General features: G+C 66.5%; 16 protein-coding genes and 1 pseudogene. 8 read left to right on the top strand and 9 right to left on the bottom strand.

Annotated elements, in window-relative coordinates; translation table 11 throughout:
- Nucleotides 1-156 precede the first annotated feature (156 nt).
- Genes ABZ293_RS28970 through ABZ293_RS28950 form a run of 5 tightly spaced genes read left to right on the top strand, consistent with a single transcriptional unit; the run spans nucleotide 157 to nucleotide 4,958 of the window.
- Nucleotides 157-1,170, top strand: coding sequence for an NADP-dependent oxidoreductase (locus tag ABZ293_RS28970; protein ID WP_355185748.1), 1,014 nt, complete (start codon nucleotides 157-159; stop codon nucleotides 1,168-1,170).
- Nucleotides 1,170-1,979, top strand: a complete 810-nt coding sequence (locus ABZ293_RS28965) for an SDR family oxidoreductase (protein WP_355185746.1) — start codon at nucleotides 1,170-1,172, stop codon at nucleotides 1,977-1,979. The genes ABZ293_RS28970 and ABZ293_RS28965 overlap by 1 nt, the downstream gene beginning before the upstream one ends.
- The gene (locus ABZ293_RS28960; protein ID WP_355185744.1) at nucleotides 1,976-2,608 is read left to right on the top strand and encodes an HAD family phosphatase; all 633 of its coding nucleotides are present in this window, start codon (nucleotides 1,976-1,978) and stop codon (nucleotides 2,606-2,608) included. The genes ABZ293_RS28965 and ABZ293_RS28960 overlap by 4 nt, the downstream gene beginning before the upstream one ends.
- A 58-nt stretch (nucleotides 2,609-2,666) precedes the next feature.
- Entirely contained in the window at nucleotides 2,667-3,887 is a 1,221-nt protein-coding gene (locus ABZ293_RS28955) for an acyl-CoA dehydrogenase family protein (RefSeq protein WP_355185742.1), read from the top strand.
- Nucleotides 3,888-3,902: 15 nt separating this feature from the next.
- On the top strand, nucleotides 3,903-4,958 hold the full coding sequence (locus tag ABZ293_RS28950) for a phosphotransferase family protein (RefSeq protein WP_355185740.1): 1,056 nt from the start codon (nucleotides 3,903-3,905) through the stop codon (nucleotides 4,956-4,958).
- A 116-nt stretch (nucleotides 4,959-5,074) separates the two neighbouring features.
- Here ABZ293_RS28950 and ABZ293_RS28945 read toward each other — a convergent pair whose 3' ends face one another.
- From ABZ293_RS28945 to ABZ293_RS28925, 5 genes are all read right to left on the bottom strand, one after another.
- The gene (locus ABZ293_RS28945; protein WP_355185738.1) at nucleotides 5,075-5,527 is read right to left on the bottom strand and encodes a MaoC family dehydratase; all 453 of its coding nucleotides are present in this window, start codon (nucleotides 5,525-5,527) and stop codon (nucleotides 5,075-5,077) included.
- Between the two features lie 14 nt (nucleotides 5,528-5,541).
- The gene (gene fabG, locus ABZ293_RS28940; RefSeq protein ID WP_355185736.1) at nucleotides 5,542-6,303 is read right to left on the bottom strand and encodes a 3-oxoacyl-ACP reductase FabG; all 762 of its coding nucleotides are present in this window, start codon (nucleotides 6,301-6,303) and stop codon (nucleotides 5,542-5,544) included.
- Nucleotides 6,304-6,338: 35 nt separating this feature from the next.
- On the bottom strand, nucleotides 6,339-7,322 hold the full coding sequence (locus tag ABZ293_RS28935; RefSeq protein WP_355185734.1) for an NADPH:quinone oxidoreductase family protein: 984 nt from the start codon (nucleotides 7,320-7,322) through the stop codon (nucleotides 6,339-6,341).
- Nucleotides 7,319-8,074, bottom strand: a complete 756-nt coding sequence (locus tag ABZ293_RS28930; protein ID WP_355185732.1) for an SDR family oxidoreductase — start codon at nucleotides 8,072-8,074, stop codon at nucleotides 7,319-7,321. The genes ABZ293_RS28935 and ABZ293_RS28930 overlap by 4 nt, the downstream gene beginning before the upstream one ends.
- Before the next feature lie 147 nt (nucleotides 8,075-8,221).
- Nucleotides 8,222-8,800, bottom strand: a complete 579-nt coding sequence (locus ABZ293_RS28925; protein ID WP_355185840.1) for a helix-turn-helix domain-containing protein — start codon at nucleotides 8,798-8,800, stop codon at nucleotides 8,222-8,224.
- Between the two features lie 340 nt (nucleotides 8,801-9,140).
- On the opposite strand from ABZ293_RS28925, the gene ABZ293_RS28920 reads away from it, so the two are divergent.
- From ABZ293_RS28920 to ABZ293_RS28910, 3 genes are all read left to right on the top strand, one after another.
- Complete coding sequence (locus tag ABZ293_RS28920; protein WP_355185730.1) at nucleotides 9,141-10,643, top strand: long-chain fatty acid--CoA ligase; 1,503 nt, start codon at nucleotides 9,141-9,143, stop codon at nucleotides 10,641-10,643.
- Complete coding sequence (locus ABZ293_RS28915; protein ID WP_355185728.1) at nucleotides 10,640-11,614, top strand: phosphotriesterase-related protein; 975 nt, start codon at nucleotides 10,640-10,642, stop codon at nucleotides 11,612-11,614. The genes ABZ293_RS28920 and ABZ293_RS28915 overlap by 4 nt, the downstream gene beginning before the upstream one ends.
- 102 nt (nucleotides 11,615-11,716) lie before the next feature.
- Nucleotides 11,717-12,613 (top strand): hypothetical protein, encoded by an 897-nt coding sequence (locus ABZ293_RS28910; protein ID WP_355185726.1) that lies wholly within the window; start codon nucleotides 11,717-11,719, stop codon nucleotides 12,611-12,613.
- Nucleotides 12,614-12,624: 11 nt separating this feature from the next.
- On the opposite strand, the gene ABZ293_RS28905 is transcribed toward ABZ293_RS28910, so the two are convergent.
- The 4 genes and pseudogenes from ABZ293_RS28905 to ABZ293_RS28890 form a co-directional block, all read right to left on the bottom strand.
- On the bottom strand, nucleotides 12,625-13,557 hold the full coding sequence (locus ABZ293_RS28905; RefSeq protein WP_355185724.1) for an alpha/beta hydrolase: 933 nt from the start codon (nucleotides 13,555-13,557) through the stop codon (nucleotides 12,625-12,627).
- Between the two features lie 85 nt (nucleotides 13,558-13,642).
- Nucleotides 13,643-13,915 (bottom strand): annotated as a pseudogene (locus tag ABZ293_RS28900) (acyl-CoA synthetase); the annotation flags it as partial.
- Complete coding sequence (locus ABZ293_RS28895; protein ID WP_355185722.1) at nucleotides 13,912-14,847, bottom strand: fumarylacetoacetate hydrolase family protein; 936 nt, start codon at nucleotides 14,845-14,847, stop codon at nucleotides 13,912-13,914. The gene ABZ293_RS28895 and the pseudogene ABZ293_RS28900, both read right to left, overlap by 4 nt.
- Nucleotides 14,844-15,977: a VOC family protein gene (locus ABZ293_RS28890; RefSeq protein ID WP_355185720.1), complete on the bottom strand. Its 1,134-nt coding sequence runs from the start codon at nucleotides 15,975-15,977 to the stop codon at nucleotides 14,844-14,846. The genes ABZ293_RS28895 and ABZ293_RS28890 overlap by 4 nt, the downstream gene beginning before the upstream one ends.
- Nucleotides 15,978-16,028 lie beyond the last annotated feature (51 nt).

Below are 16,028 nucleotides of genomic sequence, written 5' to 3'. Positions count from 1 at the left end.
TTCGCGGACCCGCACCGATCGCAGCGGCAACTCGCAGGCCGGCGGAACACAATTGAATCCGACGTCAACTTCAATTAATGTCGGAGCCGTCCCGGGGCTCGGTCCGCTCCCGACGGACACCTTGATCGTCGCGCATGAGCATGGAGGTTTCTGGCCGTGAAGAGCCGAGAGGTACATCTGGTGGCCCGCCCCACCGGGGAACCCGCACCATCCGATTTCCGCATCGTGACGACGGATGTCCCCGATCCCGGCAGCGGGCAGTTGCTGGTTCGCAACGACTGGATGTCGGTCGACCCCTATATGCGCAATCGCATGAACGACGTGAAGTCCTACATTCCACCGTTCCGGCTCGACGCCGCCATGGACGGCGGCGCGGTCGGTACGGTCGTCGCCTCGGGAGTGCCCGGCGTCGAAGTCGGCGCGACCGTGCTGCACGATCTCGGATGGCGGGAGTATGCGCTGCTGGACGCCGGGCACGCGCGAGTCGTCGATACCACCCTGGCTCCGGCCGAGAGCTACCTCGGCCCGCTCGGCATCCCCGGACTGACGGCATATGTCGGCCTGAAGGAAATCGCGCCGGTCCGGCCGGGTGATGTCGTCTTCATTTCGGGTGCGGCGGGCGCCGTCGGTCTCGCCGCCCGCCGGGTGGCCGAGCACTTCGGTGCGGCGCGGATCATCGGGTCGGCGGGCGGTCCGGAGAAGGCGCGGCGGCTGGTCGAGGAGTTCGGTTACGACGCCGCGATCGACTACCGGGCGGGCAGTCTGGGGAAACGGTTGCACGAGGCGGCCCCGGACGGCATCGACGTCTACTTCGACAATGTCGGCAGCGACCATTTGCAGGCGGCGATCGGCTCGATGCGCAATTTCGGCCGCATCGCCCTGTGCGGAGCCGTCGCCGGGTACAACGCCGAAACCCCACCGCCCGGCCCGAAGAATCTGGCGCTGGCGGTGGTGCGCCGACTGTCGTTGCGCGGCTTCATCGTCACCGACCACAGTGACCTCGCACCGGAATACGCGGCACTCGCAGCGGACTGGGTGCGCGACGGCAGCCTCCGCGTCCCCACTACGGTGCAGACAGGTATCGACACCGCCGTCGACGCCCTCCTCGGCCTGCTGCGCGGCGCCAATACCGGCAAAATGCTGGTCCGACTGACTGCTGAGGAGGGCTGATGCAGGTAGGCAACGCGGTCGCGATCGTCACCGGCGCCGCTGGCGGCATCGGCGCGGCCATCGCGCAACGTCTACTCGAACACGGCGCCCGAGTCCTGATCACCGACCGCGACGCCGATCGGCTCGCGGCGACCACCCGCCGCCTGACCGCCGAATTCGCGGGCGCGGTGTCCGGGCTGGCCGCTGACGCCGCGTCCGAATCCGACCTCCGCAAGCTCATCGATACGGCCACCAGCGAATTCGGTCCGGTGGACATGTTCTTCGCCAATGCCGGTGTCGGCGGCGGCCCCGGACTCGACGCCAGCGACACGCAGTGGGAGCAGGCGCTGCAGGTGAACGTCATGGCCCATGTGCGGGCGGCGCGGTTGCTCGTTCCCGATTGGCTGGAGCGCGGCGGCGGCTATTTCGTGAGCACCGCGTCGGCGGCCGGGCTGCTCACCCAGATCGGTTCGGCCACCTACACGGTCTCCAAGCACGGCGCGGTCGGATTCGCCGAATGGCTGGCGGTGACCTACGGGGACCGCGGGGTACGCGTCAGCTGCCTGTGCCCGATGGGTGTCGATACCGCCATGCTCACCGGACTCGGCGCCGATGGCGGACCCGTCGGCGACCTCGCCACCCGGGCCGTCACCGGAGCCGGGGCCGTACTGCGTCCCCTCGACGTAGCGGATCGGGTGATCGAGGCGGTCGAGGACGAGCGGTTCCTCATCCTGCCGCATGCGGAGGTCCGAGAATTCCTGCACCGCAAGGTTTCCGATCACGACCGGTGGATCGCGGGCATGCAGCGCTACCGGAGGTCGCTGACATGAGCGGGCGCACCGCGGTGCTGTTCGATTTCGGCGGGGTGCTCACCACGGCCGTGCTCACCGCATTCGCCGAATTCGGCGCGGAGCTGGGCGATTCGCGGCTGCCGCTGCGGCTGCTCACCCGTGATCCGGAAAGCAGTGCGCTGCTGGTGGATCACGAAGAGGGCCGCATCGGTCAGCACGCGTTCGAGGAGGGTTTCGCGCGGCGACTGCGCGCGCACGGCGCCGATATCGAGGCCGTGGGCCTGGTCGATCGCATCCAGTCTCGGCTGCATCCCGACCCGGCGATGATCCGACTGGTCGCCGATGTCCGCGCCGCGGGCTATCGCGTTGGGCTGCTGTCGAATTCGCTCGGCGACGACTGCTATGCGGGCTTCGACCTGCCGACCATGTTCGACGCGGTGACCATCTCCGCGGAGATCGGCGTCCGCAAACCGTCCCGCCGGGCCTATCTCATCGGCTGCGAACGACTCGGCGCCGCGCCGGAGCAGACCATCATGGTCGACGACCTCGAACAGAACATCACCGCGGCCGAACTGCTCGGACTCGGCGGCATTGTGCACCGCGACGCCGAATCGACGGCCGCCCGGCTGTGGCCCGCGCTGGGGCCGCGGGGACAAAACCTCAACTGACCCACCCACCTTGCGGCGCAGTCGCTTTCGACAGCTCGCACCGACGATCGGAGCATCGATGGATCTGTTCACAACATCCGACCGCGCCCGGCAATATCAGCGCGATCTGCTCGCCTTCATGGACGAATGCGTCTACCCCGCCGAGGCGGTGTACGAGAAGCAGATGGCCACATCCGGCGATCCGCACCACCATCCGCAGATTATCGAGGAACTCAAGGCCGAGGCCCGTGGCCGCGGCCTGTGGAACCTCTTCCATCCGCATCCCGAATGGGGTCCGGGCCTGACCAACCTGGAGTATGCCCCGCTGGCCGAGATCATGGGCCGCAGCGCGCATCTGGCACCGGAGGCGTGCAACTGCTCGGCCCCCGATACCGGCAATATGGAGGTGCTCACCCTCTTCGGCACCCAGGAGCACCGCGAACGCTGGCTGGAACCGCTGCTCGCGGGCACCATCCGCTCCGCCTTCGCGATGACCGAGCCCGCCGTCGCCAGCTCCGATGCCACCAATATCCAGCTGAGCATGGTGCGCGACGGCGACCACTACGTGCTCAACGGTCGCAAGTGGTTCGCCTCCAACGCTCTGCACAAGAACTGCAAGGTGCTCATCGTGATGGGCAAGACCGATCCGGACGCGGCCAAGCACCGGCAGCAGTCGATGATGGTGCTGCCCATCGACGCGCCGGGCGTCACGGTCATGCGCAATCTTCCGGTCTTCGGCTACGCCGACCGCGAGGGCCATGCCGAGATCGACTTCTCCGATGTGCGGGTCCCCATCACCGATGTGCTCAAGGGCGAGGGCGAGGGTTTCGCCATCAGCCAGGCCCGCCTGGGGCCGGGCCGCATCCACCACTGCATGCGTGCCATCGGCATGGCCGAACGCGCGCTGGAGCTGATGTGCGCCCGCGCCGAAACGCGAATCACGTTCGGGCAGAAGCTGAGTGAGCGCGCCAATATCCAGGACTGGATCGCCGAGGCCCGCATCGATATCGAACAGGCCCGGCTGCTGACCCTCAAGGCCGCCTGGATGATGGATACGGTCGGCAATAAGGCGGCCCGGACCGAGATCGCCGCGATCAAGATCGCCGCACCGGAGATGGCGCTGCGGATCGTGGACCGGGCGATCCAGGTGCACGGCGGGGCCGGTGTCACCGACGACTTCCCGCTCGCCAGCATGTACGCGCACCTGCGCACGCTGCGTCTCGCCGACGGTCCGGACGAAGTGCACAAACGGACCATCGCGCACGCCGAACTGGGTAAGTTCAGGGCCGGCGGGGCGTAGGACGGATAGGAACGAATGCAGACAAGTAGCGAACTCATTCGGCCCACCGCGGACGCGACCGGCTTCGATATCGATGCGGCCGCATTCGTGGACTGGGTGTCCGGACTCGGTTCGGCCTGTACCGCGCCGGTGCGGGCCGAACGGGTCGGCATCGGCCAGTCCAATCTGACCTTCCTGATCACCGATGCCGAAGGGCGGCGCTGGGTATTGCGCCGTCCGCCGCTGGGCCACCTGCTCGCGTCCGCGCACGATGTGGCGCGGGAGGCCCGCGTCATGTCGGCCCTGGCAGCTACCGATGTCCCGGTGCCGCGCGTGCACGATGTCCGGTCCGAGGGCGATATCCGGCTCGTGCTCATGGAATTCGTCGACGGGCTGGTCATCGACGGGGTCGAGACCGCCGAACGACTCACCCCCGACCTGCGCCGCCGCGCCGGGCTGTCACTGGTGCAGACGCTGGCCCGAATCCATGCCGTCGACCTGGAAGCCACCGCGCTGATCGACCTCGCCAGTCACAAACCGTATGCCGAACGACAGCTCAAACGGTGGTCGGCACAGTGGGAGAAGTCGAAAACCCGGGACCTGCCGCTGGTGGACCGCCTCACCGAACGGCTCCGAATCGCCGTTCCCGAACAGCGCGAACTCGCGCTCGTGCACGGCGATTACAACCTCCGCAATGTGATCACCACACCGGATACGGGTGCGATCGCCGCCGTACTCGACTGGGAGCTGTGCACCCTCGGCGATCCGCTCGCCGATATCGGCAGTCTGCTCGCCTACTGGCCGATGCCCGGCGAAGCGGCCATCCCGGGTACCGAAATGTGCACTCTCCCAGGGTTTCCGTCACGGTCCGAACTGGTCGAGGAATATCTCGCGATCACCGGCCGGGACCGCCGCGCACTCGGCTTCTGGCATGCCCTCGGCCTGTGGAAGCTCGCGATCATCGCCGAAGGTGTGTTCCGTCGCGCCCTCGACGACCCGCGCAACCGTGCCATGGCAGGCACTCCGACTACGGATCTGATCGACGGACTCGTCGACACCGCCGACCGGGTCGCCACCGAAGCCGGATTCTGAGCCGACACTTGCCCGTCCCCCTGCTCATATCGTCAGGGAGACAGTCTGGTTCGCATACTCGCTCGAACGAAGTGACCGCCGGACACACAGTGCTCGGCGGTCACTTTTTCAGTTCTTCAGGGCACCAGAACCGACAGCGCCTCGGCAATGCAGGCGGGCTTATCGCCACCTTCGCGTTCGATGGTCACCCGGGCCGTCACCTGGACTCCCGCATTGGTCGGTTTGATCTCCGCCAGCTCCACTCCCGCCCGCACCCGACTGCCGGAGGGCACCGGCGACGGGAAGCGAACCTTGTTGCAGCCGTAGTTGATACCCATCTTCAGCCCGTCGACGCGATATACCTGCGAGACCAGCAGGGGCAATAGCGACAGGGTCAGGTACCCGTGTGCGATGGTGGTGCCGAACGGGCCCTGTGCGGCCCGCACCGGATCGACATGGATCCACTGGTGGTCACCGGTCGCCGCGGCGAACAGATCGATCTGCTCCTGGGTCACGGTATGCCACTCGCTGTAGCCGAGATGGGTGCCGACGGCCTGCTCCAGCTCACCGATTCCATTGAATATCTTCATATTCGCCCCCACACTCAGACCGTCGGCGCACCGGCGACGTAGAGCACCTGACCGGTGACGTACGACGCGCCCTCGCTGACGAAGAACGACACCGAATGCGCGATATCCTCCGGCTTGCCGACACGTCCCACCGGAATCCGCGCCACCAGGGTCTTGCTGAACTCCTCGAACGAAACACCCATACGCTCGGCGGTCGCGGCGGTCATCTCGGTCTCGATGAAGCCCGGCGCGATGGCGTTGACCGTCACCCCGAATTTGCCGAGTTCGATCGCGAGAGTCTTGGTGAATCCCTGCAATCCGGCCTTGGCCGCGGAGTAGTTGGCCTGGCCGCGGTTGCCGAGCGCGGAGGTGCTGGAGAGATTGACGATGCGACCCCAGCGCGCCTCGGTCATGTACTTCTGCACCGCGCGGCTCATCAGGAAGGACCCGCGCAGATGCACGTTCATGACCGTGTCCCAGTCGTCGACGGTCATCTTGTACAGCATGTTGTCGCGAATGACGCCGGCATTGTTCACCAGGACGGTCGGCGCGCCCAGTTCGGCGGCGACCCGCTCCACCGCCGCGGCGACCGCCTGCTCGTCGCCGACGTTCGCACCCACCGCGAGCGCCCGGCCGCCAGCCGATTCGATCTCGGCGACAACGGCTTTGCCCGCCTCTTCCTCGAGATCCAGGACGGCGACGGCGAATCCGTCGGCCGCCAGCCGCCGTGCGGCGGCCGCGCCGATGCCGCGCGCGGCACCGGTCACAATGGCGGTACGGGCTGTCTCACTGCTCATTACGGTTCTCCCTTGTCGAATTCGGTTGGCACCGTTTATGGTTCGAAAACTATGCGGCCGACGGTCTTGCCGTCGGCGAGGCGCTGCAGTCCGGCGGCCACATCATCGAGCGGCAGCCGCTCGCCGATCAGTGGTTTCACCAGACCCTGATCGGCCAGTCCGGTCAGCTCCCGGTGGCAGTCGCGCACCGCCTGCGGATCCTTACCGCGGTACAGACCCCAGTGCAGACCGACGATCGAATAGTTCTTCACCAGGGCGTGATTGAGCGCGGCGGACTGGATCTGCCCGCCCGCGAAACCGACGACGAGAATGCGGCCCTCGAAGGCGATGCATTTGGTGGACCGCTGATACACCTCACCACCGACCGGGTCGTACACTACATCCGCACCGCGGCCGTCGGTGGCGTCCCGAACGATCGACACGAAGTCCTGCGCGCTGCGATCCACCACGATATCGGCACCCAGTGCCCGCGCCACTTCGGCCTTGGCCGCACTGCCGACCACCCCGATCACCTTCGCCCCGGCCGCCTTGCCCAATTGCACTGCCGCGCTGCCGACACCACCGGCCGCCGCGTGCACCAGCAGCGTCTCCCCCGGCCGCAGGCCCGCGCGCCGATGCAACCCGAACCAGCCGGTCTGGTAGCCGATGAAGAATGCGGCGGCCTCGGCATCGTCGAGCGACGCGGGGGCGGGGAAGACATCGACGGCGTCCATGACCGCCAGTTCCGCGAATCCGCCCCACGGCAGCGCCGCGCCGCCGAGCACCCGGTCGCCGACCGCGATGCCGTCGACACCGGCACCGATCGCGACCACCTCCCCGCACAGTTCGACTCCGGGAGTGAACGGCAGTTCCGGTTTGACCTGGTACTCGCCCCGGCACATCAGCACATCCGGGAAGTTCGCCGCGGCGGCGCGGGTCCGCACCACCACCTGGCCGGGCCCCGGCGTCGGATCGTCCAGTTCGACCGGCCGCAGCACCTGTGCCGGTTCGCCCAGTTCCGTTACCTGCCAAGCCTTCACGCCACACCTCCGGTGAGGGTGACCCCACCGTCGACGACGATTAGCTGTCCGGTCAACCAGGCCGCGTCGGCGGAGAGCAGGAAGGCGGCGACGCTGCCGATGTCCTCGGGCTCACCGAGGCGCTTTAGCGGATACGCCGCGGCGACCTCCTGCTCGCGGCCGTCGTAGAGCGCGGTGGCGAAGCGGGTCTTCACCACGGCGGGCGCGACCGCGTTCACCCGGATCGACGGGCCGAGTTCGACCGCCAACTCCTGGGTGATGTGCACCAGCATCGCCTTGGTCGCCCCATAGAACCCGATGCCGGGCGCGGGCTTGATTCCGGCCACGGACGCGACATTGACCACCGCGCCGCCGTGCTCACCCATCCACGCCTTGTGCGCCTGCTGCACCCAGGAGATGGCGGCCAGGCAGTTCACCTCGAACACCTTGCGGGCGGCGTCCAGGTCGAGTTCGACCATCGGCCCGTACACCGGATTGATACCGGCATTGTTGACCAGGAAGTCGACCGAACCGAAGGCCTCCAGCGTGCGGTCGATGGCCGCGCGCTGATGATCGACGTCATCGGCTCGTCCCGCGACGGCGACGGCATGCTCGGGTCCGCCGAGTTCGGCGACCACCGCATCCAGCGCGTCCTGTTTGCGGGCGGTCACACAGACCCGCGCACCGTCGGCCACCAGCCGCTGCGCGATGGCCAGCCCGATACCGCGGCTGGCTCCGGTGACGATCGCCGTTTTTCCGTCGAAACGACCCATGTCGTAAGCCTTTCCTGATGCTGAGGTGCCCGACCCAGCGTCACCGAATTTGAATTCGACGTCAAGTTCATGAGCGATCGCATTGCGCGTGATCCGGGTCACAGAGATGATCGAAGTGAATACAGCTGGCACCGGGCCGATGCCGGCTCAGCGAACTTCCTTCAGCTGAAGGGCGTTGAACCACAATTGATTCAGCGTCTTCACCAGCTTTTCGAAGGAGATCTTCTGCCCCTCGACGAATACGAAATAGGCCATGCGGCTCACCATGCTCGACAGCGCCTGCGAGGTGATCGCGGCATCCAGCTCGGCATCGACCAGGCCGCGCTCCTGCAGATTCCGGATCATCTCGGCATTGCGCTCGACGAATGCCATGGCGCGCTCGAATCGCAGCACCCGGAATTTCTCGTCGATTTTCGACACCTGCTCGAGTACGGCCATCAGCCGCGCATTGCGCCGATACGACTGCAGATACTCGCGATTGGCGGCGGCGATCAGCTCGCGCGGATCATCGATGCCGACCCGCTCCCGAATATGCGGGTGCAACATCTCCTCGCGCACCTGCTCGACGACCGCGGCGAAGATCTCTTCCTTGCTGTCGAAGTAGGTGTAGAACGATCCGGATGCGACCCCGGCCTCCTTGGAGATGTCACTGATCCTGGCATCGAGGAAGCCGTCTCGTTCGAACACCTCACGCGCCGCGGTCACCAGCGCGGTCCGGGTGCGCATCCCCCGCTTGCTACGCGGGGGCACCCGACCGGACTGGTCCTCGATGGCTTCCTGGGCGTTCACCGTCTCACTCGCTGTCGTCGGGCTCGCTGACGTCGTGGATCGTAACAGCGTGCGCCACTCCGCCGACCCCACGACGTACGGCAGGCACGGGAGGGCGACCAGGAGCAACGCACTATCTATTGAACATGACGCCGAATTCAAGTAGCGTTCCGACGCACTGACGTGGCCTGCGTCACATCAGACCTCTCCCACCTCTGGATCGGGAGAAAGCCATGCCTGCGAATCCGGCTGCCCCGACAGCATCGGATCAGCGGAAACGACCCGACAGGGAGACACCGTGACCAATGTCGCCGACCGCTTCTGGCAACACGCCACCGAACGCCCCGAGGCCATCGCGCTGCTCACCGCGGACGCCCACATCTCCTACGGCGAATTGGCCCGCCGCAGCGCGGCCTATGGCGGCCAGCTCCGCGAAGCCGGTATCGCCACCGGCGACCGGGTGCTGCTGGTGGCGCCCACCGTGGCCGAATTCGTCGTCGCGTATCTGGGCGCGCAACTCATCGGGGCCATCACCATCACCATGAACACCATGGCAACCGTGCCCGAAATCGGTTACGTACTGGATGATTCCGGCGCGCGGATGGCGATCGCATGGCACAGCGCACGCGATGCCGCCCAGCGGGCGGCCACCGAACGGAATCTCGCGTTGCTGGTGCTCGAGCCCGGCGCGCACGCCGAGCCGAACAGTCCAGTGACCGAACCGGTGCACCGCGGCGCCGACGATACTGCGGTGCTGCTCTACACCTCGGGCACCACCGGCAAACCGAAGGGCGTCGAGCTCACCGTCGCCAATCTCAACGAGACCGCCCGAATCTTCACCGATCAGCTGCGGCTGGGCCCGGAGGATCGCTTCGGCACCGGGTTGCCGCTGTTCCATGTCTTCGGACAGGCGGTATGCCTGGTGACCGCGCTCAACGCGGGCGCATCCTTCGCCATGGTGACCCCGTTCGAACCACGGGCCATGATCGAGATGATCCGCGATCGCCGGCTCACCCATGTCGCCGGAGTTCCGACCATGTGGAATGCCATGCTGCACGCCGCCGGTGACTACGGCCCCGCGGACTTCGCGAGCCTGCGGCTGGCGGCCTCCGGCGGAGCGTCACTGCCCGGTGAGGTGATCCGGGCCTTCTCGGACCGCTTCGGCGCCACCATCCTCGAGGGTTACGGACTCACCGAATCCACCGGTGCGGCCACCTACAATCCGCTCGATCGCGAACAGCGGGTGGGATCGGTGGGTGCCGCCCTGCCGGGGACCTCGATCGAGGTTCGCGACCTCGATGGAAAGGTTGTGCCCGCCGATACCGTCGGCGAGATCTTCGTGCACGGCCCGAGCATCATGAAGGGGTACTGGAATCGGCCCGATGCCACCGCCGCCGAATTGTCCGACGGCTGGTTGAAGACCGGCGATCTGGGCCGCGTCGACGCCGACGGCTATGTCTACATCGTCGACCGCGCAAAGGACCTCATCATTCGCGGCGGGTACAACGTGTACCCACGCGAGGTCGAGGAGGTCCTCTACCAGCATCCGGACATTGTCGAAGTGGCGGTGATCGGCATTGCGGACGACCGATACGGCGAGGAGGTCGGTGCGGTCGTTGCCGCCACACCCGGCGTCGAGCTCGAACCCGAGCAACTGCGGTCCTGGGCCAAGGAGCGGTTGTCGGCCTACAAGGTGCCACACCGGTTCGCCTTCACCGACCAGCTGCCCAAGGGCGCCACCGGCAAGATTCTCAAGCGCGCTATCGATCCGAACCTGTTCACAGACAAGGCATCCCGTTGACCGCAGTACCCACCGCAACCGGCACCGCCGACTCGAGCGAACTCGGCCGCGTCCTGGTCCACGAGCACGTCTTCATACTCGGCGAGGAATTCCGGCAGAACTATGCCGACTGGGACGAGGACGCCCGCATCGACGACGCCGTGAAACAGCTCGACGAGCTGAAGTCCCTCGGCATCGACACCATCCTCGACCCGACCGTACTCGGGCTGGGACGGTACATCCCGCGCATCCAGCAAATAGCGGCCCGCACCGATCTGCGGATCATCGTCGCCACCGGTATCTACACCTACAACGACGTCCCCTTCCAATTCCATTACACCGGACCGGGATTGCTCTTCGACCGGCCGGAACCGATGGTGGAAATGTTCGTCAAGGACCTCACCGAGGGCATCGCGGATACCGGTGTGCGCGCCGGATTCCTCAAGTGCGCCATCGAGGAACCCGGACTGACGCCCGGCGTCGAACGCGTCATGCGCGCGGTCGGCCGGGCCTCGGCGCAAACGGGTGCGCCGATCACCGTGCACACCAACCCGCATACCCGGTCCGGGCTGGTGGCGCAGCGAGTGCTGGCCGAGGAGGGCGCGGATCTGAGCCGGGTGGTGATCGGCCATTCCGGCGATACCACCGACGTCGACTACCTCACCGAAGTCGCCGATGCGGGATCGCTACTCGGCATGGACCGATTCGGGCTCGACGTCCTGCTGCCCTTCGAGGATCGGATCGACACCATTGTCGAACTGGTGCGGCGCGGCTACCGGGACAAGATCGTTATCGCCCATGACGCCGCCTGCCACATCGACTGGTTCGACCCCGATGCCAAGGCGCAGGTGGCGCCCAAGTGGAACTACCGCCACATCAGTGCGGATGTGCTTCCGGCACTACTCGAACGGGGGCTCACCGAGGACGATATCGACGCGATCCTGGTGCGCAATCCGCGCCGCTACTTCGAGAACGGCGCGCAATCCGAGTAACGCAGGAACGCAAGCAGATTCGATGACTCGACGGCCGCATGGATTTCCGTGCGGCCGTCGAAACGCAGCCACTCGAACACAACGAGATACCGGAGCGATCCCTTGACCACCGTCTCCCCACCCAGCGCCCGCCTGACGTTCCGCGCTCTCGAGCCGGTACACGGCATGATCTACTTCACTCCATATGGCCCGGATGAGTACCGCGAGCTGGGCATCACCGATCCGCGCATGATGTACTTCGCATCCCGGTCCGCGGCCTTCGGCCCGGTGCCGGACGCGGTCACCATTGCCACCTTTTTCAACTTCAATCCGGCCGCGGTGCGCGCCGTCATCCCCGCCGCATGGGAAATCTCCGCGCCCGCAGACATTTTGCGAGCCCGACTGCGTGCCGTCGACCGGTCACTTCGGCAGGCGTGGGGCGACGACATCACCGGCCCCGAGGTGCGCGAAGCCGCCGACCTCGCCCGGCAAGCGGCCGAACGCGCTTGTGCACGCCCACATGGCCGTCCGCTGTTCGCGGCGCACGCGTCGCTGCCGTGGCCCGATGAACCACATCTGGTGCTGTGGCATGCGCAGACACTGCTGCGGGAATACCGCGGCGACGGACACGTCGCCCTGCTGATGACGGAGGGGCTCGACGGCACGGAAGCATTGATCACGCACAGTGCGACCGGTGAGATATCGCCGGAAGTGCTGCGCGCGAGCCGATCCTGGAGCGAAGCGGAATGGGCCGCCGGTGTGCGACGACTGCGGGTGCGGGGTTGGCTGGCCGACGATGATCTCGTGCTGAGCGAGTACGGCGCCGAGCGGCGCGGCGCGATCGAGAGCCGGACCGACGAACTCGCGGTCCATCCGTACGAAGCGATCGGCGAAGCGGGATGCGCGCGCCTGCGTGCCCTCGCCGCGCCATTGGCGATCCGGGTGATGGAAGCCGACCTCGGCTTCCCAGCCCCGCTGTCGGCGCGCTATCGGCAGGCGATCCAGGCCCAGGTGCGGTAGGCCTCGACGATTCAGCCGATGCTGCGGGCGAAGTCGATCAGTGCCGCGCTGACTTCGGCCGCGCGTTCCTGTTGAATCCAGTGTCCCGCCCCGTCCAGGACAATCGAGGCCCGCAGGTCGGATAGCACGGAGGTCATTTTGCTGGTCGGGGTGAACCGGATGACCGCGTCTTGCGATCCGGCAATGAACAGCGTCGGCTGGTGGATCTTCGCATCGGCCAGGTGCGCGGCCAGCTCCCAGTTGCGGTCGAGGTTGCGGTAGTAGTTGAGACCGCCGGTGAATCCGGTGGTGGTGAACGTTTCGATGTAGAAACCGAGTTCGGCCTCGCTCAGCCAGGCCGGGGCGACCATCTCCGAACCATTGCCGTTCAGCAGATCCCGGGCGCTGACGACGTCGTCCTGCAGCAGGGTGCGGCGCACGTCCGATGCGAGTGCCGCGTCGGCGACGCCCGGTTCCTGGAACCAGCACATATAGAAGTCCTCGCCCAGCCGGGAGCGCAGTATCGGCAATGGCGGCGCCGCCGATCGCGGCGTGGCCGGAACACTCAGCCCCGCGACGGCCCGCACTCGATCCGGATACCGAACGGCCAGTTGCCAGACCACCGAGGCGCCCCAGTCATGGCCGACGAAGATTGCGTCCTCGATACCGGCATCGTCGAGGACACCGACGAGATCAGTGCACAGCGCGGCGATGTCGTAGTCCTCGATCCGGTCCGGACGCGAGCTGCCGCCGTATCCGCGCATATCCGGAGTCAGCGTCCGGAAACCGGCCTCGGCGAGTGCGAAAACCTGGTGGCGCCAGGAGAATCCGAGTTCGGGAAAGCCGTGGCAGAACACCACGGCGGGACCGTCGCCGTGGTCGACGACGCGCAACTCGATCCCATTCGTCGCGACCTGACGGCTGCCGAGCCGCAGCCATTCGTCCAGCAGATTGCGTGTATCCATCTCGAAGGTCACCTCGTGTACCACGGCACCATACGCTCATCACCGTATTCAATTCTGACGTCAAGTTCAACTATCGGTGGTGGCGAACACCGAGTTCGTGCCGCAGATTCGCATATCGGTGGACCGCGGCGAGCAGCTGAGAGTAGGTGCACCGCAGCGGTTCCCGCCATCGCGCGGCCGCGGGCAGCACCGTCAACGCAATACGGTCCGGCCACCGACTCGCGGCCCGCGTCAGCAGGGCGTAGGTCGATTTCGGCAGGCCGCGCTCGGCCAGTGGTACGGATTCGATATCGAGCAGGTCGCCGGGCGACTCATAGCGTGGCCACAGCGGGTTTTCGGTCACCGCCTGCTCGGTCATCGGGCGTACCGCACGACCGTGCGCTGGCGGCCCAGATCGATCGCGCTGTCATCGGTGGCGATCGCGGCCTCCACCACGTCACCCTCCTGCAGATACTTCGGATTCTTGGCCTGTCCCTCGAAGAACAGCTTCCATTTGACCGCCGCCGGCAGCATATTGGCGATGAACTGCACCGGCTTGGGCGGTGCGCTGATCGCCGTGCCGACCGGGGTTCCGGTGAGCAGCAGATCGCCCGCGTCCATGCGCTGGAATCGGGTCAGTTCCCGCAGGGTTTGCACCGGCCGGTAGATCATGTCCGCGACCGTCATATCCTGGCGCACTCGGCCGTTGACCCACAGCCGCAGCCGCAGATCGGTGAACCGCTTCAGCTCATCGGCGTCCAGCAGCACCAGCGCCGGACCGACCGGGGTAAAGGTCGGATATGACTTCGCCTCGTAGAACTGGGTTTTCGGCAACTGCACATCACGGGCGGACACATCGTTGGTGACGACGAGTCCGGCAATGTAGTCGGCGAGGTTGTCGGGGGTGATCTCGGTGCCGACCGGCATCTCACGGCCGAAGACGAGCCCGATCTCCACCTCGTAGTCCAGCAACCGCACATGTGCGGGCCGCACCACATCGTCGTACGGGCCGCTGATCGATCCGGAGGCCTTCCGGAAGAAGGTCAGCGGCACGGTCTTCGGGTCCATGCCCGAGTCGGTCACATGCGAGACGAAATTCGTCATCTGCGCCACCACCCGACACGGAGCGGTGACCGGCGAGATCAGCGAAAGGCTTTCGACGGCAACGAGATCGGAGTTCGCGGCGGCGGCGATCGCCTGTCGGTCGGCCAGCAGCGCACCGGTTGTGGTCGCCGCGGTGTCGATGCGGGCGGCACCATCTGGTGTCTGCACCCACCAGGCGTCGACCGTGCGAAGTACGGAAACACTCATGAATTGGCTACTTTCAACAGGCCGCGCAGGCGGCGGATATCGAATTCGTTGTCCTCGCGCAGCGCGTCGACGATCGCGCGCAGTTCACGCACCGATTCCCGGCCGGGCGTGATGCCGAGGAAGTCCTTGGTGACCGGCGGCCCCCACTGGGCGAGTCCGGACGCGCTCATCGGCGCCCACCCCGGCTCGAGGGTGCAGTCGAACATGTCGCCGTCACTGAAATGTTCGACCATGAACCCGTCCGGATCGCGCCAGTAGTCGAAGATCTGGCTGCCCTGGATATGGCGGCCGATCCCCCACGACCGGCGGTATCCGTGTTCGCGCAGATACTCGCCACCGGCGGCGAGCGCATCCAGATCGGCCACCTGGTAGGCCGAGTGGACATATCGGTTGGACGGACCGAGTGTCAGCGCCAGAGTGTGGTGATCAGTCGGCACCGTGCCCTGATCACAGCGGATGAAGCTCATCACCGGCCCACGCTCGCGCTGCCCCGAGTAGTACAGGAAGTCGCTGACTATCAAACCCAGGTGCTGCAGATACCAGTCGAGCGTTTCCCGATATTTGGTCGTCTGCACGACGACATGTCCGAGCCGCTGCACCAGGGCGGGCTCGCGCGGTGGCCGCTGCGTGCCGTTCACCCGCTCCAGCTTGTGCCCGAAGTTGAAGGTGTGCGGCTCCTGGGCTGGTAGGGCATCGAGTACCCGCGTCTCGGCGACAACCCGGACCCGCAGGCCGCTGGGGTCGGTCAGATCCACCACCAGCCCGCCCAGACTGTCGGTCAGCGGCAGCACCTTCGCACCGGCCGCCTCCGCCAAGCGCACCAGATCGGCGGCATCGCCCGCCCGGAACGCCGGGCCGAGGAACCGCGAACGGGCACCCCGGCGAATGCGCACGCAGGGCGCCCCCGCATCGGTGCCGCGCAGCTGCAACTCCTCGGCGGTGCGTAGCGATGTCGTGAATCCGAATGCGCGAGCGAAGATTTCGGCACCGTCGAGGTCCGGCTTCGCGAACTCCAACCAGGCCAGATCGTGCACCTTGACGATCGGATTCCGTGCCCGCCCCGGATGCTCACCGGGCCGGGCGCCCTGCGCGCTGTGCAGACCCGCATGCGGGTCGTGCTGGTCGGTCATCGAACCCTCCCTTCTGCTGACGATATCGTCACTCAAGAGCATTGCGTCAGT

The organism is Nocardia sp. NPDC005998, from assembly GCF_040614395.1.
In the GTDB taxonomy this organism is placed as follows: domain Bacteria; phylum Actinomycetota; class Actinomycetes; order Mycobacteriales; family Mycobacteriaceae; genus Nocardia.
Note: the sequence above shows the minus strand (reverse complement) of the source record. Positions and strands in the feature narration are given on the sequence as shown.